The organism is Streptomyces sp. NPDC015131 (assembly GCF_043079975.1).
Taxonomy (GTDB): Bacteria; Actinomycetota; Actinomycetes; order Streptomycetales; family Streptomycetaceae; genus Streptomyces.
The window spans coordinates 220,922-242,854 of record NZ_JBIBVB010000001.1 but is presented as its reverse complement, the minus strand read 5'-3'; the positions used below and the strand labels follow the sequence as shown (position 1 = coordinate 242,854).

General features: G+C 71.6%; 15 protein-coding genes and 1 pseudogene. 5 read left to right on the top strand and 11 right to left on the bottom strand.

Going from position 1 to position 21,933, the window contains the following annotated elements; all coding sequences use genetic code 11:
• Positions 1-80: 80 nt before the first annotated feature.
• The 9 genes from ACF08D_RS00925 to kdpF (ACF08D_RS00885) all read right to left on the bottom strand — a co-directional run bounded on the left by ACF08D_RS00925 (position 81) and on the right by kdpF (ACF08D_RS00885) (position 10,989).
• Positions 81-2,624: a DUF4118 domain-containing protein gene (locus ACF08D_RS00925; RefSeq protein ID WP_392220260.1), complete on the bottom strand. Its 2,544-nt coding sequence runs from the start codon at positions 2,622-2,624 to the stop codon at positions 81-83.
• Positions 2,625-2,672: 48 nt separating this feature from the next.
• A complete protein-coding gene (locus tag ACF08D_RS00920) occupies positions 2,673-3,359 on the bottom strand; it encodes a response regulator (RefSeq protein ID WP_392220258.1) in 687 nt (228 codons plus the stop codon).
• Between the two features lie 100 nt (positions 3,360-3,459).
• Positions 3,460-4,131: a potassium-transporting ATPase subunit C gene (locus ACF08D_RS00915; RefSeq protein ID WP_392220257.1), complete on the bottom strand. Its 672-nt coding sequence runs from the start codon at positions 4,129-4,131 to the stop codon at positions 3,460-3,462.
• 6 nt (positions 4,132-4,137) lie between these two features.
• A complete protein-coding gene (gene kdpB / locus ACF08D_RS00910; RefSeq protein WP_392220255.1) occupies positions 4,138-6,282 on the bottom strand; it encodes a potassium-transporting ATPase subunit KdpB in 2,145 nt (714 codons plus the stop codon).
• Positions 6,279-7,943 carry a potassium-transporting ATPase subunit KdpA gene (kdpA, locus tag ACF08D_RS00905; protein WP_392220253.1) on the bottom strand — a complete coding sequence of 555 codons (1,665 nt, stop codon included), beginning with the start codon at positions 7,941-7,943 and terminating at the stop codon, positions 6,279-6,281. Before kdpA ends, kdpB (ACF08D_RS00910) begins: the two co-directional genes overlap by 4 nt.
• Positions 7,944-7,951: 8 nt before the next feature.
• A complete protein-coding gene (gene kdpF, locus ACF08D_RS00900) occupies positions 7,952-8,041 on the bottom strand; it encodes a K(+)-transporting ATPase subunit F (protein ID WP_033204243.1) in 90 nt (29 codons plus the stop codon).
• Positions 8,038-8,187, bottom strand: a complete 150-nt coding sequence (locus tag ACF08D_RS00895) for a hypothetical protein (RefSeq protein WP_392220251.1) — start codon at positions 8,185-8,187, stop codon at positions 8,038-8,040. The genes kdpF (ACF08D_RS00900) and ACF08D_RS00895 overlap by 4 nt, the downstream gene beginning before the upstream one ends.
• A 115-nt stretch (positions 8,188-8,302) precedes the next feature.
• Entirely contained in the window at positions 8,303-10,774 is a 2,472-nt protein-coding gene (locus ACF08D_RS00890) for an ATP-binding protein (RefSeq protein WP_392220249.1), read from the bottom strand.
• A 125-nt stretch (positions 10,775-10,899) separates the two neighbouring features.
• Positions 10,900-10,989: a K(+)-transporting ATPase subunit F gene (gene kdpF / locus ACF08D_RS00885; RefSeq protein WP_355734644.1), complete on the bottom strand. Its 90-nt coding sequence runs from the start codon at positions 10,987-10,989 to the stop codon at positions 10,900-10,902.
• An 878-nt stretch (positions 10,990-11,867) separates the two neighbouring features.
• Here kdpF (ACF08D_RS00885) and kdpB (ACF08D_RS00880) point away from each other — a divergent pair.
• The 5 genes and pseudogenes from kdpB (ACF08D_RS00880) (at position 11,868) to ACF08D_RS00860 (ending at position 18,898) form a co-directional block, all read left to right on the top strand.
• A complete protein-coding gene (gene kdpB, locus ACF08D_RS00880) occupies positions 11,868-14,084 on the top strand; it encodes a potassium-transporting ATPase subunit KdpB (RefSeq protein ID WP_392220247.1) in 2,217 nt (738 codons plus the stop codon).
• A 260-nt stretch (positions 14,085-14,344) separates the two neighbouring features.
• Positions 14,345-15,154, top strand: coding sequence for an SDR family NAD(P)-dependent oxidoreductase (locus tag ACF08D_RS00875; RefSeq protein ID WP_392220245.1), 810 nt, complete (start codon positions 14,345-14,347; stop codon positions 15,152-15,154).
• Between the two features lie 157 nt (positions 15,155-15,311).
• On the top strand, positions 15,312-16,100 hold the full coding sequence (locus ACF08D_RS00870) for a GNAT family N-acetyltransferase (RefSeq protein ID WP_392220243.1): 789 nt from the start codon (positions 15,312-15,314) through the stop codon (positions 16,098-16,100).
• Between the two features lie 53 nt (positions 16,101-16,153).
• Entirely contained in the window at positions 16,154-16,684 is a 531-nt protein-coding gene (locus tag ACF08D_RS00865) for a hypothetical protein (protein WP_392220242.1), read from the top strand.
• A 259-nt stretch (positions 16,685-16,943) separates the two neighbouring features.
• Positions 16,944-18,898: pseudogene (locus ACF08D_RS00860) on the top strand (amino acid transporter).
• A gap of 85 nt (positions 18,899-18,983) precedes the next feature.
• Here ACF08D_RS00860 and ACF08D_RS00855 read toward each other — a convergent pair.
• Both ACF08D_RS00855 and ACF08D_RS00850 read right to left on the bottom strand, forming a co-directional pair.
• The gene (locus ACF08D_RS00855; protein WP_392220240.1) at positions 18,984-20,822 is read right to left on the bottom strand and encodes an APC family permease; all 1,839 of its coding nucleotides are present in this window, start codon (positions 20,820-20,822) and stop codon (positions 18,984-18,986) included.
• Between the two features lie 332 nt (positions 20,823-21,154).
• A complete protein-coding gene (locus tag ACF08D_RS00850; RefSeq protein ID WP_392220239.1) occupies positions 21,155-21,322 on the bottom strand; it encodes a hypothetical protein in 168 nt (55 codons plus the stop codon).
• Between the last annotated feature and the right edge of the window lie 611 nt (positions 21,323-21,933).

The window sequence follows — 21,933 nt, the reverse complement described above, 5'->3', positions numbered from 1 at the left end:
GCCGCCGGGCCGGACCAGGCCGGGGCGCGAGGTCACCGCGCCCGAGGTCCGGCTCACCAGGGCGGGACCGGGTACGGGCTTCAGGCCCGGTCGTCCTGGGCGTGCTCCGGGGGCTGCGGAGGGGGGTTGTCGGCCGTGCGCAGCGCGAGGACCATGGTCAGTCCGCCTCCGGGGGTGTCCTCCGCCGTCACCGTGCCGCCCATCGACTCCAGGAAGCCGCGGGCGACGGCGAGGCCGAGGCCGACGCCCTCGCCGCGCGGGGCGTCGCCGTAGCGCTGGAAGGCGCCGAAGATCCGGTCCTTGGCCTCGTCGGGGACGCCGGGGCCGCGGTCGACGACGCGCAGTTCGACGCGGCGGGCCAGGGCGCTCGCCGCGACGAGGACGGGCTCGCCGGGCGGGCTGTACTTGACGGCGTTCTCGACGATGTTGGCGACGGCCCGTTCCAGCAGGCCGCGGTCGACGGCGACCATGGGCAGCGTCTCGGGGATGTCCAGGTGGACGCTGTCGTCGGGGACGCCGAGGAGCGCCATCGGGACGACCTCGTCGAGGTCGGTCTCCCGGATCACGGCCGTGACGGTGCCGGTCTCCAGGCGGGACATGTCGAGGAGGTTGCCGACGAGGTGGTCGAGGCGGTCGGCGCCGTCCTCGATGTTCGCGAGCAGCTCCGTCCGGTCCTCGTCCGACCACTCCACATCGTCGGCGCGCAGGGAGGAGACGGACGCCTTGATGCCGGCGAGCGGAGTGCGCAGGTCGTGGCTGACGGCGGCGAGAAGCGAGGTGCGGATCCGGTTGCCCTCGGCGAGCCTGCGGCCCTCCTCCGCCTGGTCCACGAGGCGCTGCCGGTCGAGGACGACGGCGGCCTGGGCGGCGAAGGCACCGAGGACGCGTCTGTCCTCGGCGGGCAGGACGCGGCCGTTCAGGGCGAGGGCCAGGTGGTCGCCGACCGGCATGTCGACATCCGCGTCCTCGGGGCGGCCGATCACACGGGGGCCGACGGCGGCGACGCAGGTCCAGGGTTCGGTGTCGTCACCCCGCTCCAGGAGTGCCACCGACTCCATGGAGAAGGTCTCCCGGAGCCGTTCGAGCAGGGCGTCCAGACCGGTCTCCCCGCGCAGCACGCTGCCGGCGAGGAAGGAGAGCGTCTCCGCCTCCGCTCGCAGCCGTGCCGCCTGGTGGGTGCGGCGGGCGGCGACGTCCACCACGGAGGCGACCGCGATGGCGACGCCGACGAAGATCACCAGAGCGACGATGTTGCGCGGGTCGGCGATCGTGAGCTCGTGGACCGGCGGGGTGAAGTACCAGTTGAGCAGCAGCGATCCGACAGCCGCGGAGGCGAGGGCGGGCTTGAGACCACCGAGCAGGGCCGCCGCGACGGTGAGGGCGAGGAACAGCAGGACGTCGTTGGCCAGGCCCACGCCGGGGAGGGCGTTGCTGAGCAGCAGGGTGAGCAGGACGGGACCGGCGAGACCGACGGCCCAGCCCCACAGGGTGCGCGACCTGCCGAGCCGCGTCCGGCCGGTGGCCGGCAGGCCCCGGCCCTTCGCGGCCTCGTCGTGGGTGACGATGTGGACGTCGAGGTCGGGGCCGGACTCGCGGGCGACCGTGGCGCTGACACCGGGCCCGAACGCGTACTGCCAGGTCCGGCGGCGGCTGACGCCGAGGACGATCTGGGTGGCGTTGACGCCGCGAGCGAAGTCGAGCAGTCCGGCGGGGATGTCGTCGCCGACGACGTGGTGGAAGGTTCCGCCGAGGTCCTCGACGAGGGTGCGCTGGAGCGCCAGCTCCTTCGGCGAGGCGGCGGTGAGGCCGTCGCTGCGGGAGATGTACACGGCGAGCACCTCCCCGCCGGCGCCCTTCTCGGCGAGGCGCACGGCTCGCCGGATGAGGGTGCGGCCTTCGGGTCCGCCGGTGAGGCCGACGACGATCCGCTCGCGTGAGCCCCAGATCTTCGAGACGCGGTGCTCGGTCCGGTATTCCTTCAGGTACTCGTCGACCCGGTCCGCGGTCCAGAGGAGGGCGAGTTCCCGCAGGGCGGTGAGGTTGCCGGGGCGGAAGTAGTTGGAGAGGGCGGCGTCGACCTTGTCCGGCTTGTAGACGTTGCCGTGGGCCATCCTGCGGCGCAGCGCCTGCGGCGACATGTCGACCAGCTCGATCTGGTCGGCCCGGCGGACGACCTCGTCGGGGACGGTCTCGCGCTGCCGGACACCGGTGATCGCCTCGACGACGTCGCCGAGGGATTCCAGGTGCTGGATGTTGACCGTGGAGATCACGTCGATGCCGGCCACGAGCAGCTCCTCGACGTCCTGCCAGCGCTTGGCGTTGCGCGAGCCCGGCACGTTGGTGTGGGCGAGCTCGTCGACGAGCGCCACGGCCGGCCGGCGGGCGAGGACCGCGTCCACGTCCATCTCCGTGAAGACGGTGTCCCGGTACGTGATCTCCTTGCGCGGCACCGTCTCCAGACCGTGCAGCATCACCTCCGTACGCGGCCTGTGATGGTGCTCGACGAAGGCGACGACGCAGTCGGTGCCGCGCTCGACCCGGCGGTGGGCCTCCGAGAGCATGGCGTACGTCTTGCCGACGCCTGGTGCCGCGCCGAGGTAGATGCGGAACTTTCCACGTCCCATGGTGATGTGCGCCGCCGTTCTCGTTGGGGGGTGGTGTCCGGAGGAGGGTCAGGGTTCGAAGCGGTAGCCCATGCCGGGCTCGGTCACGAGGTGGCGGGGGTGCGCCGGGTCCGGTTCCAGCTTGCGACGGAGCTGCGCCATGTACACCCGGAGGTAGTTGGTCTTCCTCCCTGAGCCGGGCCCCCACACCTCGGTGAGGAGGCGCCTCTGGCTGACGAGGACTCCCGGGTTGCAGACGAGGATCTCCAGGAGGTGCCACTCGGTCGGCGTGAGCCGTATGTCCCGCCCCTCCCGCCGGACCTTCTTGGCCATGAGGTCGACGGTGAACGCCGCGGCCGTGACCAGGTGCGTCGTGAGCGGCCGGGTGGGTGCCTCTTCGCTGCGCCGGGTCGCCGCCCGTACGCGAGCCAGCAGCTCGTCCATGCTGAACGGTTTCGTCATGTAGTCGTCGGCGCCGGAGTCGAGCGCGCGGACCTTGTCCTCGGAACCGCTGCGCGCGGAGAGCACGAGCACCGGTGCCCTGCTCCATCCACGGAGCGCCTTGATGACGTCGACCCCGTCCATGTCGGGCAGTCCGAGGTCGAGAAGGATCATGTCCGGCCGCTCCGAGGCCACCAGCCGCAGTGCCGTGGCACCGTCGGGCGCGGCGTCCACGGCGTACTTCCGTGCCTGCAGGTTGATCACCAGTGCGCGTGCGAGCTGCGCGTCGTCCTCGACGACCAGCACCCGGGTCATCGGTGCTGCCCCTCCTGTCGCGGTGCGGTGTGCGGCCGGAGCCGGCGGGCCATGGATCGTCCGTGGCCGCGCCGGCTCCGCTGTCCTTCGGTCAGGCCCATCAGCCCTTGGCCACCAGGTCCTTGAGCGCGATGTTGAGCTTGAGGACGTTGATGCGGGGTTCCCCGATGAAGCCGAGGATGCGGTCGTCGGTGTGGTCGGCGACCAGCTTCTCGACCGTGGCGACGTCCAGCTTGTTGCGCTCGGCCACCCGGTGGGCCTGGAGCTTCGCGTACGCCGGGGAGATGTGCGGGTCCAGGCCCGAGCCGGAGGAGGTGACGGCGTCGGCCGGCACGTCGGAGGGCTTCACCTTGTGGTCGGCGGTGGAGTTGTCCTTGACCACCGCCGCCTTGGCGTCCGTGACCCACTGGATCAGGTCCGCGTTGTCGCCGGAGCGGTTGGTGGCGCCGGAGAGGATGATCGCGTACTGGGTGTTGACGCTGTTGGTGCCCAGCCCGTTGGAGGGGCGGGGCTGGAACCAGCGCAGGTCGGGGGCGGGTGTCTCCTCGCCGTCCTTGAGCGGGAGGTCGTAGCGCTGGCCGATGAGTTCGGACCCGACGACCCTGCCTCTCGCGTCCTTGATCTCGGAGCCGTTGGCCTTGCCGGGCATGGCGACCTGGGCGATCCCGGTGACGGCGAGCGGGTAGAGGACGCCGCAGACGAGGCTGAGGACGAGGAGGGCGCGCAGGCCCGCCCAGAGGACACGGCCGGTGTTCGCTGCTGAGTTGTTCATCGTGGGTCAGCCGATTCCGGGGATGAGGGAGAGGAGCAGGTCGATGAGCTTGATGCCGATGAACGGGGCGATCAGGCCGCCGAGTCCATAGAGGCCGAGGTTGCGGCGGAGCATCGAGTCGGCGCTGCTCGGCCGGTAGCGCACGCCCTTGAGGGCGAGCGGGACCAGGGCGACGATGACCAGCGCGTTGAAGATGACGGCCGAGAGGATCGCGGACTCCGGCGAGGCCAGGCTCATGATGTTGAGCTTGTCCAGGCTCGGGTGGGCGACAGCGAACATCGCGGGGATGATCGCGAAGTACTTCGCCACGTCGTTGGCGATGGAGAAGGTGGTCAAGGCTCCTCGGGTGATGAGGAGTTGTTTGCCGATCTCGACGATCTCGATGAGTTTGGTCGGGTTGGAGTCGAGGTCGACCATGTTGCCGGCCTCCTTCGCGGCCGACGTGCCCGTGTTCATCGCCACGCCGACGTCCGCCTGGGCGAGCGCGGGGGCGTCGTTGGTGCCGTCACCGGTCATCGCCACCAGCTTGCCGCCGGCCTGCTCGCGCTTGATGAGGGCCATCTTGTCCTCGGGCGTGGCCTCGGCGAGGAAGTCGTCGACGCCCGCCTCCTCGGCGATGGCCTTCGCGGTCAGCGGGTTGTCACCCGTGATCATGATCGTCTTGATGCCCATCCGGCGCAGTTCCTCGAACCGCTCCCGCATGCCCTCCTTGACGACGTCCTTGAGGTGGATCACGCCCAGGACGCGCGCGCCCTTGTCGTCGTCCACAGCCACCAGCAGCGGCGTGCCACCGGCCTGGGAGATGGCGTCGGTGAGCTCATGGGCATCCTTCGCGACCTCGCCACCACGTTCCTGGACCCAGGTCACGACCGAACCGGTCGCACCCTTGCGGACCTTGCGACCGTCGACGTCGACGCCGGACATCCGGGTCTGGGCGGTGAACTCGATCCACTCGGCGCCGGACAGCTCGCCCTGGTGGCGCTCGCGCAGTCCGTACTTCTCCTTGGCGAGGACGACGATCGAGCGGCCCTCGGGGGTCTCGTCGGCCAGCGAGGAGAGCTGGGCGGCGTCGGCGACCTCGGCCTCCGTGGTCCCGCGCACCGGGACGAACTCGGCCGCCTGGCGGTTGCCGAGGGTGATCGTGCCGGTCTTGTCGAGCAGGAGCGTCGACACGTCACCGGCGGCCTCGACGGCGCGGCCGGACATCGCGAGGACGTTGCGCTGCACCAGCCGGTCCATGCCCGCGATGCCGATCGCGGAGAGGAGGGCCCCGATCGTGGTCGGGATCAGGCAGACGAGGAGCGCGGTGAGGACGATGAGGGACGTCTGCTCGTCGGCCCCGGCGTAGATCGCGAAGGGCTTGAGCGTGACGACCGCGAGGAGGAAGACGATGGTGAGGGACGCCAGCAGGATGTTGAGTGCGATCTCGTTGGGGGTCTTCTGCCGGGCGGCGCCCTCGACCAGGTTGATCATCCGGTCGATGAACGTCTCGCCCGGCTTGGTGGTGATCTTGACGACGATCCGGTCGGACAGCACCTTCGTACCGCCCGTGACCGCGCACCGGTCGCCGCCGGACTCGCGGATCACGGGCGCGGACTCACCGGTGATGGCGGACTCGTCCACGCTCGCGACGCCCTCGACGACGTCGCCGTCGCCGGGGATGACGTCACCGGCCTCGCAGACCACCAGGTCGCCGACGCGCAGCTCGGTGCCGGGGACCTCCTCCTCGCCCTGGCCGCCCCGGGTGAGGCGGCGGGCGACGGTGTCGGTCTTGGCCTTGCGCAGGGTGTCGGCCTGGGCCTTGCCGCGGCCCTCGGCGACGGCCTCCGCCAGGTTGGCGAAGATCGTGGTCAGCCACAGCCAGGCGGTGATCGCCCAGCCGAACCAGTCGCCCGGGTCCGTCAGCGCCAGCACGGTGGTGACGACCGACCCGACTAGGACCACGAACATGACCGGCGACTTGACCATCACCCGCGGGTCGAGCTTGCGCAGCGCGTCCGGGAAGGACGCGATCAGCTGCTTCGGGTCGAAGAGGCCGCCGCCGACCCGGCCGGCCGGCGGGTGCCCGCCGGACAGGCCGCCGTGCGGTGCCTTCGTCGAAGGGGCGGAGGTGGACATCGGGTCCTCGTGCTTCTGTACGTCGGTGGTCATGCCGCGAGCCCTTCGGCGAGCGGGCCAAGGGCGAGCGCCGGGAAGTAGGTGAGACCGGTGACGATCATGATCGTGCCGACGAGCAGCCCGGTGAACAGCGGCTTCTCGGTCCGCAGGGTGCCCGCGGTCTCGGGTACGGGCTTCTGCTCCGCCAGCGAGCCGGCCAGCGCGAGGACGAACACCATGGGCAGGAACCGGCCGAGCAGCATGGCGATGCCGATGGTCGAGTTGAACCACTGGGTGTCGGCGTTCAGGCCCGCGAAGGCGGAGCCGTTGTTGTTGGCGCCGGAGGTGTAGGCGTAGAGGATCTCGGAGAAGCCGTGCGCGCCCGTGTTGGTCATCGAGTTCACCGGGGTGTCCAGGACGAACGAGGCGGCGGTGAAACCGAGCACCAGCGCCGGGGTGACCAGGATGTAGCAGGCGGCGAACTTGATCTCGCGGGTGCCGAGCTTCTTGCCGAGGTACTCGGGCGTGCGGCCGACCATCAGGCCGGCGAGGAACACCGCGATGATCGCCATGATCAGCATGCCGTACAGGCCGGAGCCGACACCGCCGGGCGCGATCTCGCCGAGCTGCATGCCCAGCAGGTTGATGCCGCCGCCGAAGCCGGTGTTGGAGGAGTGGAAGGAGTTCACCGCGCCGGTCGACGTCAGCGTGGTGGCGACGGAGAAGAGCGCGGAGGCGGAGATCCCGAAGCGGGTCTCCTTGCCCTCCATCGCCCCGCCGGCGATCTCGAACGCCGGTCCCCTGCCCGCGAATTCGGTCCACATCATCAGCGCCGTGAAGCCGAGCCAGATCACGGCCATCGTGCCGAGGATCGCGTACCCCTGCTTCAGCGAGCCGACCATCCGGCCGAAGGTCCGCGTCAGTGCGAAGGGGATGACGAGGATCAGGTAGATCTCGAAGAGGTTCGAGAGTCCATTGGGGTTCTCGAAGGGGTGGGCCGAGTTGGCGTTGAAGTAGCCGCCGCCGTTGGTGCCCAGCTCCTTGATGACCTCCTGCGAGGCGACCGCGCCGCCGTTCCACTGCTGCGAGCCGCCCGTGAACTGCCCGACCTCGTGGATGCCGGAGAAGTTCTGGATCGCACCGCAGGCGACCAGGACGAGCGCGCCGATCACCGCGATCGGCAGCAGGATGCGGACGACACCGCGGACCAGGTCGGCCCAGAAGTTGCCCAGCTCGCCCGTACGGGACCGGGCGAAGCCGCGTACGAGGGCGACCGCGACCGCCATGCCCACCGCGGCGGACACGAAGTTCTGCACGGCGAGGCCACCGGTCTGCACCACGTGGCCCATGGCCTGTTCGCCGTAGTACGACTGCCAGTTGGTGTTCGCGACGAACGACGCGGCCGTGTTGAACGCCTGGTCCGGGTCGATCGACACGAAGCCGAGCGAGCCGGGCAGGGCGCCCTGGAGCCGCTGGAGGCCGTAGAGGAACAGCACACTCACCGCGGAGAAGGCGAGGACCCCGCGCAGATACGCCGGCCAGCGCATCTCCACCGACGGGTTCGCGCCAATCGCCTTGTAGATCCACTTCTCCGGCCGCAGGCGCTTCTCGGAGGAGTACACCTTCGCCATGTAGTCGCCCAGCGGCCGGTACGACAGACCGAGCGCGACGACCAAGGCCAGGAGCTGGAGGATGCCAGCCAGGACAGGACTCATATCCGTACTCAGAACCTCTCCGGCTTGACCAGCGCGAGGACGAGGTATCCCAGCAGGGCGGCGGCGACGAGCAGACCGACGATGTTCTCGGCACTCACAGCTTCGCCACCCCCTTGGCGATGAACGCCACCAGCGCGAAGACCGCGATCGTGGTGACGACGAAGGCCACGTCGGCCATCGTGAACTCCCGGAAGAAGGAAGAGCGGATTCTCTGACGAGATGAGGAAATCGCCTTTTCGGCCACCCACTGTTCCCCTTGACGCCGCCCTGACGCTCCTTACGCCTCCTTTGACGCGTCCCCTACGCGACACGTCGCCGGCGAGGATTCCGGCCGGTGGCCCCGCATGCCGCGGGCGACATCAGGAGTCCGTGGGGACGGTCACGGCCCGCGTCCGGGAGTCCGCGCAGGGGAGTGTGACGACCATGGTCAGGCCACCTCCGCGAGTGTCCTCCGGGGCGAGCGTGCCGCCCATCGCCTCGGTGAGGCCCCGGGCGAGCGCCAGGCCGAGGCCCACGCCGGTGGTGTTGTCGGTGTCGCCGAGCCGCTGGAAGGGCTCGAACACGCTTTCCCGGTCCGCCGGCGGCAGACCGGGGCCCCGGTCGACCACGCGCAGCTCGACGCGGCCCGCGAGCGCGCTGGCTCCGACAAGGACGGGGTGGCCCGGCGGGGAATGGCGCAGGGCGTTGGCGACCAGGTTGGCGACGACGCGTTCGAGGAGCGGAGCGTCGGCCAGGACCGGCGGAGCTTCCTCCAGGCCGTGGAGGGCCACCCGTCGTGACGTGTCGCCGGGGAGGCCGTCGAGGGCCGCCGGGACGACCTCTTCCCAGGCCGTGGGGCGGAGATCCAGAGTGAGGGCGCCGGCCTGGAGGCGGCTCATGTCGAGGAGGTTCTCGACGAGCCTGCTGAGCCGGGCCATGGACTCGTCCGCCGTGGCCAGGAGCTCGTCCCGTTCCTCCGCCGTGAAGTCCACATCGGGGCTCCGCAGGGAGGCCACGGCCGCCCAGCCCGCGGCCAGCGGGGTCCGCAGGTCGTGGCTGACGGCGGCGAGAAGGGCGGTACGCATCCGGTCGGCGGCCTTCGCGGTCTCCGCCTCGGCGGCGGTCTCGGCGAGCCGGGCCCGTTCGACGGCGGCCCTGAGGTGGGCCGCGTACGCGGTGAGGACGCGGCGATCCGCGGCGGGCAGCGTACGGCCGCGCAGGACGAGGAAGCTCCCATTCCCCAGTGCCACCTGGCTCGCGGCGGGGTCGTCCACAGGGCGGTCGGTCAGTTCGGCGGCGTGCGCGGCGAAGGTCTCCCGGGTGCGGGCGAGCAGTTCGGGGACGGTGTGCGCGCCCCTGACGACGGAGCCCGCGAGCGCGGAGAGGGTCTCCGCCTCGGCGGTGGCGCTCGAAGCCCGGCGGGACAGCCGCAGTGAGCGGTCGACGACAGCCGCCAAGGCGCCCGCGACCACGACGAACACACCGAGGGAGAGAACGCTGCCGGAGGCTTCGAAGGAGAACTCCCCGAGGGGTGGCACGAACCAGTAGTGGAGCAGCAGGGAGGCCGAGACGGCGGCGACGAGTGCCGGTCCGATGCCGCCGATGCAGGCCACACCGACCACGGTCACCAGGAAGAGCAGGGCCTCGCCGGACAGGTCGAGACTGCCGCGCGTCCGGTCGAGCAGCAGGGTGAGGAGGAACGGGAGGACGATTCCGGCGAGGGGGCCGGCGGCGCGCCGGGGAAGAGGGAGGGTACGACGGCGCGAGGGCAGCAGGCGTCCCCGGCCCGCCCGCTCGTGGGTGACCATGTGCACATCGATGCCGCCGGACAGCGCGACGGTGGTCTCACCGATGCCACGCCCGGTGAGGAAGCGTTCCAGGCGGCTGCGTCTGCTCGTGCCGAGGATCAGCTGCGTGGCGTTCCCGGCCCGGGCGAAGTCCAGCAGGGCACTCGGCACGTCCTCGCCGACGACCGTGTGATAGCTGCCGCCGAGGCTCTCGACCAGGCGCCGCTGGCGTGCGAGCGCCACCGCTGAGGCACCTGCCGCGAGCCCGTCGCCTCGTGCGACGTGCACGGCCGACAGCTCACCGTGCGCCGACCGGGCGGCGATACGGCCGGCTCGGCGTACGAGGGTGTCACCCTCCGGGCCGCCGGTCAGGCCGACGACCACGCGCTCCCGGGCCTCCCAGACCCCGTCGATGCCGTGGTCGGCGCGGTACTTCCGCAGGGCGTCGTCGACCTGGTCGGCGACCCAGAGCAGCGCGAGTTCCCGCAGGGCGGTGAGGTTGCCGGGACGGAACCGGCTGGCCAGCGCCGCGTCCACCCTCTCAGGAGGGTGGATGTTCCCGTGCGCCATCCTGCGGCGCAGCTCCTCGGGATCCACGTCGACGAGGACGATCTGGTCGGCGCGGCGGACGAAGCCGTCCGGGACCGTGTCTCCCGGCGGCACGTCGGTGATCGCCTCGACGACGTCGCTGAGGGATTCCAGGTGCTGGACGTCGAGGGCCGTCAGGACGTCGACGCCGGCGGCGAGGAGGTCCTCGACGTCCTGCCAGCGGTGGGCGTTGCGGCTCCCGGGAGGGTTGGTACGGGCCAGGTCGTCGACGAGGAGCAGTCCGGGGCGGCGGCGCAGCGCGGCCTCCAGGTCGAACCCGCCGGGATCGCCCCCGGGAGGGCGCTGCGGCCCTGCGCCGCGAGACGGCGACCGGTGTCCCGACGAGCCGACGGCCGCGTCGCCCAGACGTTCCAGGCCGTCGAGGAGTGCCTCGGTGTGCGGGCGGCCCCGGCAGTCGGCGACGCCCACGACCACGTCCGTCCCACGGGCCGCCCTGCGGTGGCCCTCGTCGAGCATCCGGTACGTCTTGCCGGCTCCGGCCGCGGCGCCGACGAGGACCTTCAGCCTTCCGCGACGTCCGGCGTCCGGGCCGGTCCGCGGCCACCCGGCGGGCGGTACGTGCTCCGGGCGCCCGGTGCCGGTCAGAACTTCTCCGGGCGGATCAGCGCGGCCACCAGGTAACCGACGATGCTCAGGGCGACGACGAGACCGACCACGTTCTCGATGCTCACGAACGATCAACTCCCCGGAGGTGGAGGCGGATGCAGGCGGTACGGAGGGGCGCCGGAGCACGGTCGCCCCCTGCCATCGAAGCCCGCGCGCGGCGGGGGATCACCCACCTTGACGTCGTCCTGTCGGCATCGCCGCGGAAGCTGACGGGGCCTTGACGCCTCCCGTACGGCAGGTTCACGCGGCCGGACGCACAGGCCACCGGACCGGGGCCGGGGGCCGCGGAGCCGGGAGGGGGTGGTCGCACGCACGGGCTCGTCCGGCCCGCGGCCACCCCCTGGTGCCGCGGGCCGGAACGTCCCTCCCGGCGGACGGCCCCGTTCGGTCGTGTCGAGGCGTCGGTCCGGGCCGTCAGTCACGGACCACGCGTACCGCCGCGCGGCACGCCCCCTCACACCTCACACGTCCGAACGGCCGTCCGCCTCCCCCGTGAGGGCACCATCCTGTACCGCGACCTGGCCCGAACCGGCCTCCCTGATGCCGCTCTGACGCCGAACCAGGGCGCTTTGACAGGACTTTGACGACCGCGGCCGACGGTTCGTCAGAGGGTCGTCAAAGCCTGCGCCACAGTGGCATCGCCGGCGCGCCGAGCGTCTAGATTCACCCTCGGTCGCTCACCGGCCCGGGACGTCAGTGGCCTGACCGTTCCGGGCCGCGGGGGCACGGACGCTCTCCCATCCGGCGCTCCGTGCCCCCGCGTCGCGACCGCGCGGTCCGTCCACAGCCGCGCCGCGGGTGCCGAAAGCCACCACGGCCCGGCACTCCGCACGGCGTGGGCCGGACCGTCCCCTCCTCCAGGACTCCTTCCAGGAGGAGCCGTTGCCGTCTCCTCCGGCCTCCGCCGCACGGACGGCCGGGCTCTCCCCGAAGGTCTTCCGCGATGCATTCCGCCGCACCCCGACCGGCGCACCCTCCCGCCGACCCGCGTTCCGCCGGCGGCCCGCCGTCTCCCGGCGGACCGTCCTTCCCCGGTCTCCCGCCGGCGCCGCCCCGGAAGCCCGTTCCCCGCCTCCGCCCCGGACGACGGCGTGCGGGCCACCGGGGTCTCCTCGACCCGGTCCGGGTCGTGAAGTCCCTCCCCGAGGCCGTGCGCAAACTGCACCCGCGCACGCTCGTCCGGAAACCGGTGCTTTTCGTGGTGGCCGTCGGCTCGGCCCTGACCACGCTCTCGGCCCTGTTCGCCCCGTCCGCTTTCACCTGGACCGTCAGCGTCTGGCTCTGGCTGACCGTGGTCTTCGCGAACCTGGCGGAGGCCGTCGCCGAGGGCCGGGGCCGCGCGCAGGCCGAGTCCCTGCGCAGGGCCCGTACGGACACGGTCGCGCTGCGGCTGAAACACTGGCGGTACGGCACCGACGTCGACCGCGCGGCGACGGAGGCGGTGGCCGCGACCGACCTCAAGCAGTTCGACTTCGTGCTCGTCGAGGCCGGCGAACTCGTCCCGGCGGACGGCGACGTCGTCGACGGGATCGCCTCGGTCGACGAATCCGCCGTCACAGGCGAGTCCGCGCCCGTGATCCGCGAGGCCGGGGGCGACCGCTCGGGGGTCACCGGCGGGACGACGGTTCTCTCGGACCGGATCGTCGTACGGGTCACCTCGCGGCCCGGCCACTCCTTCATGGACCGGATGATCGCGCTCATCGAGGGCGCGGAACGGCGGAAGACCCCGAACGAGATCGCCCTCAACATCCTCCTCTCCGCTCTGACGGTCGTCTTCGTCCTGGTGGTCGTCGCCCTCAAGCCGATGGCAGGGTACGCGGACACCGCCCCGTCCACCACCGTCCTCGTCGCCCTTCTCGTCACGCTCATCCCCACGACGATCGGCGCGCTGCTCTCCGCGATCGGCATCGCGGGCATGGACCGGCTCGTGCAGCGCAACGTGCTCGCCATGTCGGGCCGGGCCGTCGAGGCCGCCGGCGACGTCAACACCCTGCTGCTCGACAAGACCGGCACCATCACCCTCGGCAACCGCGAGGCGGTCGCCTTCATCGCGCTCCCGGGGGTGGAGGCCGCCCTCCTGGCCGACGCGGCCCAGCTCTCCTCACTCGCCGACGAGACCCCCGAGGGGCGGTCCGTGGCCGAGCTCGCCCGGCGGCAGTACGGCCTGGAGGCACCCGCCGAGGGTGAGCTGGCCGGTCCCCGTTTCGTCGAGTTCAGCGCGCAGACCCGCATGAGCGGCGTCGACCTGCGCTGGGACGACGGCGCCTGCCACATCCGCAAGGGAGCCGCCGCCCAGGTCATCGCCTGGGTGGAGAGGTACGGCGGAACGGTTCCGCCCGAGGCCCGCGCCTGGTCCGACGCCATCGCGGACGCCGGCGGCACGCCCCTCCTCGTGGCCCTGCACGACGGAGAGGGCCCCCGGGTGCTCGGGATCGTCCACCTGAAGGACGTCGTCAAGGAGGGCATCCGGGAACGGTTCGCGGAACTGCGCCGCATGGGGATCAGGACCGTCATGGTCACGGGTGACAACCCGCTCACCGCCCGGGCCATCGCCCGCGAGGCCGGGGTGGACGACTTCCTCGCCGAGGCGACCCCCGAGGACAAACTCGCCCTGATCCGGCGGGAGCAGGAAGGCGGAAAGCTGGTCGCGATGACCGGCGACGGCACCAACGACGCCCCCGCGCTCGCCCAGGCGGACGTCGGCGTGGCGATGAACACGGGCACGTCGGCCGCGAAGGAGGCCGGCAACATGGTCGACCTCGACTCCAACCCGACCAAACTCATCGAGATCGTCGAGATCGGCAAACAACTCCTCATCACCCGGGGCGCCTTGACCACCTTCTCCATCACGAACGACGTCGCCAAGTACTTCGCGATCATCCCCGCCATGTTCGCGGGTGCGTACCCGGGCCTCGAAGCCCTGAACATCATGGGCCTGAGCAGCCCCACCTCCGCGATCACCTCCGCCATCATCTTCAACGCCCTGATCATCGTCGCGCTGATCCCGCTCGCCCTGCGCGGCGTCCGCTACACCCCCGCGTCCGCGCACGACCTGCTGCGCCGCAACCTGCTGGTGTACGGGCTCGGCGGTCTGGCCCTGCCGTTCGTCGGCATCAAGGTCATCGATCTGCTCGTCTCCGCCGTCCCCGGCCTGGGGTGAATGCCCATCAGGGCGGCGTCAGGGAAACCCTCGTGCGCTTGCGACCGGGGCTCCCGAGGGCTTCGATGGGGAGCATGGACAGCGCGTGGCTCCTGCTCGACCGGCCGCCCCATCGGGCGCCCCGTCGTGCGCCCCGCTGTCCGGAGAACGCAGTACGCCGCTGATCCTTCCGGCCCTGCCACGGGGCGCCGCGACCTCTCGCGTCCGGCGCCCCTTTTCGTACCCGCACACCTTCGACACCCGTAAGGGACTGACCAGTCATGTCCGTTTCCGACCTTTCCTCCCGCACCGTCCTGGTGACCGGCGCCACCTCCGGCATCGGGCACCAGACCGCCCGGATCCTCGCCGAGCGCGGCGCCACCGTCCTCGTCCACGGCCGCACCGCCGAGGAGGCGCACGCCGCCACCGACCGGCTGATCGCCCTGGCCGGCATCGACGAGGCCCGACTGTGCCCGTTCGGCGCGGACTTCACCCGCCTGGAGGAGGTCGAACGCCTCGCACACCGCGTCCTGGCCGAGCACCCGCGCCTCGACGTGCTCGTCAACAACGCCGGCATGGCCGCGCCGGAGCGCCACACCGTCACCGCCGACGGCAACGAGATCGCCTTCCAGGTCAACTTCCTCGCCCACTACCTCCTCACCCACCTCCTCGAACCCGCCCTCACCAGCGACCCCGGCGGCCGGGTCGTCAACGTCTCCTCCACGCTCCACCGCACCGGTTCCATCCAGTGGAACGACCCCCACCGCGCACGCCGCTACTCCCGCCTCGCCGCCTACGCCCAGTCCCAGCTGGCCCTCACCGTCTTCGCCGCCGACCCTCGCGTCACCGCCGTCTCCGTCCACCCCGGCATCTGCGCCACCGGCCTCCTGCCCCTGTACGCCCACGAGGGCGTCGCCCCGGCCGAGGGCGCCGCCCATGTCGTCCGCCTCTGCGACCCGGCCACCGAGATCGTCAACGGCGCCTATTACGACCGCGACCAGCGCGTGGCCCCGGCACCGGTCGCGACCGAGCCCCGCACCGTCAAGCGGCTCACGAAGCTCGCCGACCTCCTCGTCGGCCAGAGCGCCTGAAGGGGGGCCGGGACATGTCGAAGCGCGCCCGCAAGAAGAAGGCCCGTCGCAAGAAGAAGGCGAACCACGGCCGCAAGGCCGGCCAGAGCTGACCCACCGGGGCGGCCCGCACCGTGACGGCGGACCGCCCCGTTCCCCGTACTCCCGGAGGTCCCCCGTGCTGATCCCGCACCCCGCCCACCAGCCGCCGGCCTGCGCGCGCTCCTTCCCCGTCGGCGCGCCCGGCACGGCGACGCCGGCCGAGCACGTCCTCGCCACCGGGCACAGCACCTGGTGGACCGACCGGCCCGTCCAGCCCCGTGCCGTCGCCGTCACCAGCGGACGCCACGCCCTCCTGGCCGGCGACCCGACCGCCCTCGCCCCGGCCGACCTCGCCCCGCTGGCCGGTCACTGCGTCGAGGCGTCCACCCGCTTCCTTCCCGTCCTCACGGCCGCCTTCGACCTGCTCCAGCCGTGGGACCGCATGCTCTACCTCCACCAGGGCGATCCGGCCGCCGCACGGGTCCCCCGTGGCACATCCGTCCGCCGCCTGCGCGCGGATGACGGTCCGGCGCTCGCCGCCGCCGGCCCCGCCCTTGGCTGGACCTTCGCCACTTGGGGCGGCGCCGAGGGACTCGCCCGGTCCGGACACGGCTGGGCCGCCTTCCGCAAGGGCCGCGTCCTGGCCGTGGCCTGCGCGCGGTTCACGGGCAGCCGGTACGAGGACGTGGCCTGCGCCACCGACCCCGGCGAGCGGCGACAGCACCTCGCCCTCGCCTGCGTCTCGGGCCTGACCGCCGACATCGCCGCCCGCGGCCGGACCGCCACCTGGAGCTGCTCCCGCGAGAACCGGGCGAGCCGCGTGCTCGCGTGGACGGCCGGCTTCCGGCTTCACCGCGAGTACGTCCACCACACCACCGGCCCCGCCGCCGTCAGCAGTACGTCAATTCCGCGGGCCGCCGCGTAAACAGCGCGTAGCCTCCGCCGGACGCGCGCCACTGCGGCCCTAGCGTCAGCGGCATGCAGCTCCCGCTCCCCTCCCGCCGCCCCTCCACCGACGTGCTGTACGACACCGGATGGCCCGGTGAGGCTCGGGCCGCCCTCGTCTGCTCGGGCCTCCTGCTCGGCGCCGCGCTGACCGTCGGCGCCGGTGTCCACGGCCTGACCCCGCTCGGGACGGTGGGCTGCATCGCTCTGTCGGCGTTCCTGCTGGGGATTCTGCTGCCCGCCCGGGTGAGCGCGGCCCCGGGCCTGCTGACGGTCCAGGGGCTGTGGGTCACCAGGACCGTGCGCACCGACCGGCTCGCGGCGGCCGTCTGGCCGGCGGACACCGCCGGGCGCCTCTGCCTGCGGGACGAGGACGGAGGGCGGGCCGAGATCGATCTGCGCGTCCTGCTCTCCAACCCCGCCCTGTGGCTGCGCCTCGAAGCCGACGCCCGCGCCGCACGCGAACGCGGCACCCTGGACCACGGCGCGGCCGACCTCGCGCGGCTCGCCCTGCACGTCCACACCGAGACGGCCCGCTCCGTCCTGAAGCTCTCCGGTCTGTGACGGCCGCGCGCCGCCGTCGAGCACGAGCCCGGCGAGGCCCGCCCCGCCCACCGGTGGGCCAGGGCGGCGACGGCGACGGCGACGGCGACGGCGACGAACGGCTGCGGCCGACGTGACGAAGGTGACGCCCTCCCGGCGGATCTTGACGGTTCCCTGACGCGCCTGCCGGACGTGCCTCCGCAGCTGCTGCTTACGCTGGCTCGGCCGCGCGACCAGCGGCCGGAAACAGATCACCGAGCAGACCGCAGGAGCACCCCCCATGGCCACCACGGACGAGACGCGCGGCGGCAGGCTGCGCGCGTGGATGCTGGAGGGGCTGTCCGACATGGGCAGGGGCAAGCCCTCCCGTCCGAAGGCGGCGGCCCCGGACTCCGGGCACCAGGGGCAGCCCTGGTACCGGGTCATGTGCCTGACCGGTGTCGACTACTTCTCCACACTCGGCTACCAGCCCGGCATCGCCGCCCTGGCCGCCGGCCTGCTCTCCCCCGTCGCGACGATCGTGCTCGTGGTCGTCACGCTGGCCGGCGCGCTGCCGGTCTACCGGCGGGTGGCGGAGGAGTCCCCGCACGGCGAGGGCTCGATCGCGATGCTGTCGCGGCTGCTGTCGTTCTGGAAGGGCAAGCTCTTCGTCCTCACCCTGCTCGGCTTCGCCGCGACCGACTTCCTCATCACGATCACCCTCTCCGCGGCGGACGCCTCCACCCACCTCGTGGAGAACCCACACCTGGAATCGGCCCTGCACGACAAGCAGGTGCTGATCACGATGATCCTCATCGCGCTGCTCGGCGCGGTCTTCCTCAAGGGCTTCCTGGAGGCCATCGGCGTCGCCGTCGCCCTGGTGGGCATCTACCTGACGCTGAATGTGGTCGTCGTGGTCACGGGTCTGTGGCAGGTGATCACCGAGGGCCATGTCGTCACCGACTGGACGGCGGCCCTCACCCAGGAACACGGCAACGTCTTCGTGATGATCGGCGTCGCGCTGATCGTCTTCCCGAAGCTCGCCCTCGGCCTGTCCGGATTCGAGACCGGCGTCGCCGTCATGCCGCACGTCAAGGGCGACCCCGGCGACACCGCGGCGAGGCCCACCGGCCGCATCCGGGACACGAAGAAGCTGCTCACCACCGCCGCGCTGATCATGAGCGGCTTCCTGATCTCCACCAGCTTCATCACCACGGTCCTGATCCCCCACGAGGAGTTCGAGTCCGGCGGCAAGGCCAACGGCCGCGCCCTCGCCTACCTCGCCCACGAGTACCTGGGCAACGCGTTCGGCACCGTCTACGACGTCTCCACGATCCTCATCCTGTGGTTCGCCGGCGCCTCCGCCATGGCCGGCCTGCTCAACCTGATGCCCCGCTACCTGCCGAAGTACGGCATGGCGCCGCACTGGGCCCGCGCCGTGCGCCCGATGGTCATCGTCTTCACCCTGGTCGCCTTCCTGGTGACGTGGATCTTCGACGCCGACGTCGACGCCCAGGGCGGTGCGTACGCCACCGTGTCCTGGTTCTGATCTGCTCGGCCGCCATCGCCGTGACGATCGCGGCCCGCAAGGCAGGACAGCGCGGCTGGACCATCGGGTTCGGGATCATCTCCGTCGTCTTCCTCTACACGACGGTCGTCAACGTCATCGAGCGCCCGGACGGCGTGAAGATCGGCGCCTGCTTCATCGCCGGCATCATCCTCATCTCCCTCCTCTCGCGCCTCGGCCGCGCCTTCGAGCTGCGCGTCACCCACGTCGAACTCGACGACATGGCCGAGCGCTTCATACGCGACATCGCCAGCCGAACCCCCCGGTTCATCGCCAACGAGCCGGACAACCGCGACGCGGAGGAGTACCGGGCGAAGAAGGACCAGATCCGCGCCGACAACGACCTGCCCGGCACCGAGGACTTCGTCTTCATCGAGGTCACCGTCACCGACCCCTCCGAGTTCGAGGCCGGCCTCACCGTGCGCGGCGAGGTCATGCACGACCGCTACCGGGTGCTCACCGTGGAGTCCTCCTCCGTCCCCAACGCCCTCGCGGCCCTGCTGCTGCATGCCCGGGACCTGACCGGCGTCCGCCCGCACGTCTACTTCGAGTGGACCGAGGGGAACCCCTTCGCCAACTTCCTCCGCTTCTTCCTCTTCGGCCAGGGCGAGATCGCCCCGGTCACCCGCGAGATCCTGCGCGAGGCGGAGTCCGACCGCGACCGCCGCCCCCGCGTCCACGTCGGCTGACCGGGCGCCCGCCCATCGGCTCCGGTGACGCGGCCGGTACGGCGGGATGTCCGCGCCGGAGGCATGGCGCACACGATCCAGCCGGCTAACGACCCCCGAGCCGGAACCTCAGCCGGCAGATCACGGCGTCGGTGTCCCTGCGTACGGCGTGGGCGACGACGGCGCCGCGCTGGTTCTGCAGCAGCCGCTGCCACAGGCTCTCGGGCTCGGCCTCCGGGATCAGGACGGTGACGCGGGTGGCCGGCTCGGCGGCGCGCAGATCGCGTACGTAGCCACTGACCGGCCGGCCGAGCGAGCGGCGTTCGCAAGGGAGCCGGACGAGCGGGACGCCCGGGTTCCACAGCGCCCAGTCGCGCTCCAGGGCCTCGGTGGCAGCCAGGTCCTCGGGGTCCGGATGGCAGACGGTCACCGCGCGGACCTCGTCGCCGAGCGAGACGGCGGTGGTCAGGGCCTCGCTGGTGAGCCGGGTGAGCGAGGAGACGGGGACCAGGACCAGCGAGCGCTCACGGTGCGGCGGTTCCGGGATCCGGCCCACGCCCAGGCGCTCGCCGATCCGCCCGTACGCGCGGTGCACGGTCTCGAAGGCGAGGACGAGTACGGGCAGGGCGATCACGATCAGCCAGGCCCCGTCGTGGAACTTGGTGGCGGTGACGACGATCGCGGAGACACCGGTCAGGAGGGCGCCGAAGCCGTTGAGGAGGGCCCTGCCCCACTGCCGGGTGGCCCGCCAGTGCAGGACCATGCCGGTCTGGGCGATCGTGAAGCCGACGAAGACACCGATGGCGAAGAGCGGTACGAGGGTGTTGGTGTCGCCGCCGGAGAAGACCAGCAGCCCGGCCGACACCACCGCCAGCCACATGACGCCGTGCCGGTGCACCTGCCGGTCGGCCTTCAGGCCGAAGACGTGCGGCGCGTAGTTGTCGCGGGCCAGCAGCTTCAGCAGCACGGGCAGCCCGCCGAAGGAGGTGTTCGCGGAGAGGGCCAGCAGCAGCATGGTGGCGAACTGCACGACGTAGAAAGCCCCGTTGTGACCGAGAGAGGCGTCGGTGAGCTGGGCGAGGACGGTGACGCCCTCCACCGGCTGGAGGCCGAAACGGGAGATCAGCACGGACAGCCCGATCAGCATCACGCCCAGCAGTACGCCCAGCGCCACCTCCGCGCGCATCGCCCGGCGAGCGCCCGGCGCCCGGAAGGACGGCACCGCGTTGGCTATCGCCTCCACCCCGGTCAGTGCGGAGCAGCCGGAGGCGAACGCCTTGAGGAGGAGCAGAGCGCCCACGGTGGTGGCGTTGTCGGCGAGGACGGAGACGTGTCCGTCGGAGGCCACCGTGGAGGCGGGCGCGTCGCGGAACAGACCGACGAAGATCACGACGAGGATCGCGCCGACGAAGACGGCGGTCGGGACGATGAAGGCGCGGGCCGAGTCGACGATCCCGCGCAGGTTCACGGCCGTGATGAGCACCAGGACGCCGAGGCAGAGCACCAGCCGGTCGCCGTACAGGCCCGGGAAGGCGGACGTCAGCGCGGCCACACCGGCGGTGACGGCCACGGCCACGTTCAGGACGTAGTCGAGGACCAGCGAACCGGCCGCGACCAGGCTCGTACGCCGTCCCAGGTGTGCCTTGGCGACGGCGTAGGAACCGCCGCCGTCCGGGAAGGCGGCGATGACCTGCCGGTACGAGGCGACCAGCACCGCGAGCAGCCCCGCGATGGCCAGCGTCACCGGCAGCGTGAATCCCAGCCCGTACCCGCCGGCCGCCGCCAGGACCAGCACGATGGCCTCGGGCCCGTACGCCACCGACGCCATCGCGTCCAGCGACAGGGCCGCGAGCCCGGTGACGGCGGTCAGCTTGTGCCGCGCACCGGTATCGGGCGGTTCCTCGGCGCCGGGAACGGCGCCCTTCTCGGCGGTCACGGTGGTCATGCGGACGGACTCCTTCGGGTAGGGCTCCGCTCAGCCTCCGCCCGTTCCCCGAGCTTGTCCGCCCGTCCTGGCGCGTTCTTGGCGCCGCCCGGCCTTCCCCTGACAGCTCTTTGACGCCGGCCTCGACGGCGAGCCGCAGTTCAGCGCCCTACTTCACCGGCTCCAGGATCGCCACGCACTCCGCATGATGCGTCATCAGAACGATGTTAGGGCAAGCCGGTATGGCAAAACGTGCAGGTCAGAGGACCTCTTCCTCAAAGGGTGACGTGCGATTGCGGGCGAGGAGCGTCAAACGAGCGTCAGCAGCTCCTCACCCGGGCAACCGCAGCGGCTCAGCCCACGTAGCTGCGCATGATGCCGGCGAAGTCGTCCTTGTCGTAGATGGCGTCAGCCATGGCGACCGGAAGAGGTTGGCCGTTCACCAGGATGGTGGGCGTGGCAGGGGATCCAGCCCTGGCGTGGGCCTCGTCGGCATCGGTGACGAAGTCGTTGTCGCTCAAGTTTCTGACGGTCTGATCGAAGGTGGTGCCGCGCAGGCCGGGAATCTTGCTCGCGATGCTCAGCAGCTTTTCGTCGGTGAACCCTCAACGGCCTCCGTCGGCGGCTGGTTGGTGTACAGCAGTCCGTGGAGTGCGGTGAACTTCCCCGCGTCCAGCGCCGCTCCCAGTGCGGCCACCGCCCTCTTGGATCCCGAAGCACCCTGCTTGCCGTCGATGAAAGTCGCGAATCGGTACTCGACGCTGATCTTGCGTTGCCGGGGCGAGCTCCAGCAGATGAGCACCACTGCTTGAGGTCTCGGACTCCCGCGTCATGACACAGCGAGAATCTTGGAACACAGTGACCGTCGTGCGCGCGGACGGGTCACCGACGACGACGGCCATCGTCTGCGTATCCAGCCGTTCGGGCAGTTCCCCCATGAGCGGCTCGGCTCGTCCTTCCACCACGGCCCGTACACCCCGATACCGACGGCTGCGGCGACACAAGCCGCGAGCGCACACCCCAGATTGCGCATCTCACCCATGAGGCTCCCCTCCCCAGCCCCGTCAGGTGTGACAGGGTCGGGGAGCGGGGTACACCCAGGCCCGATGGTCACGGCGAGAGGTTGAGTATG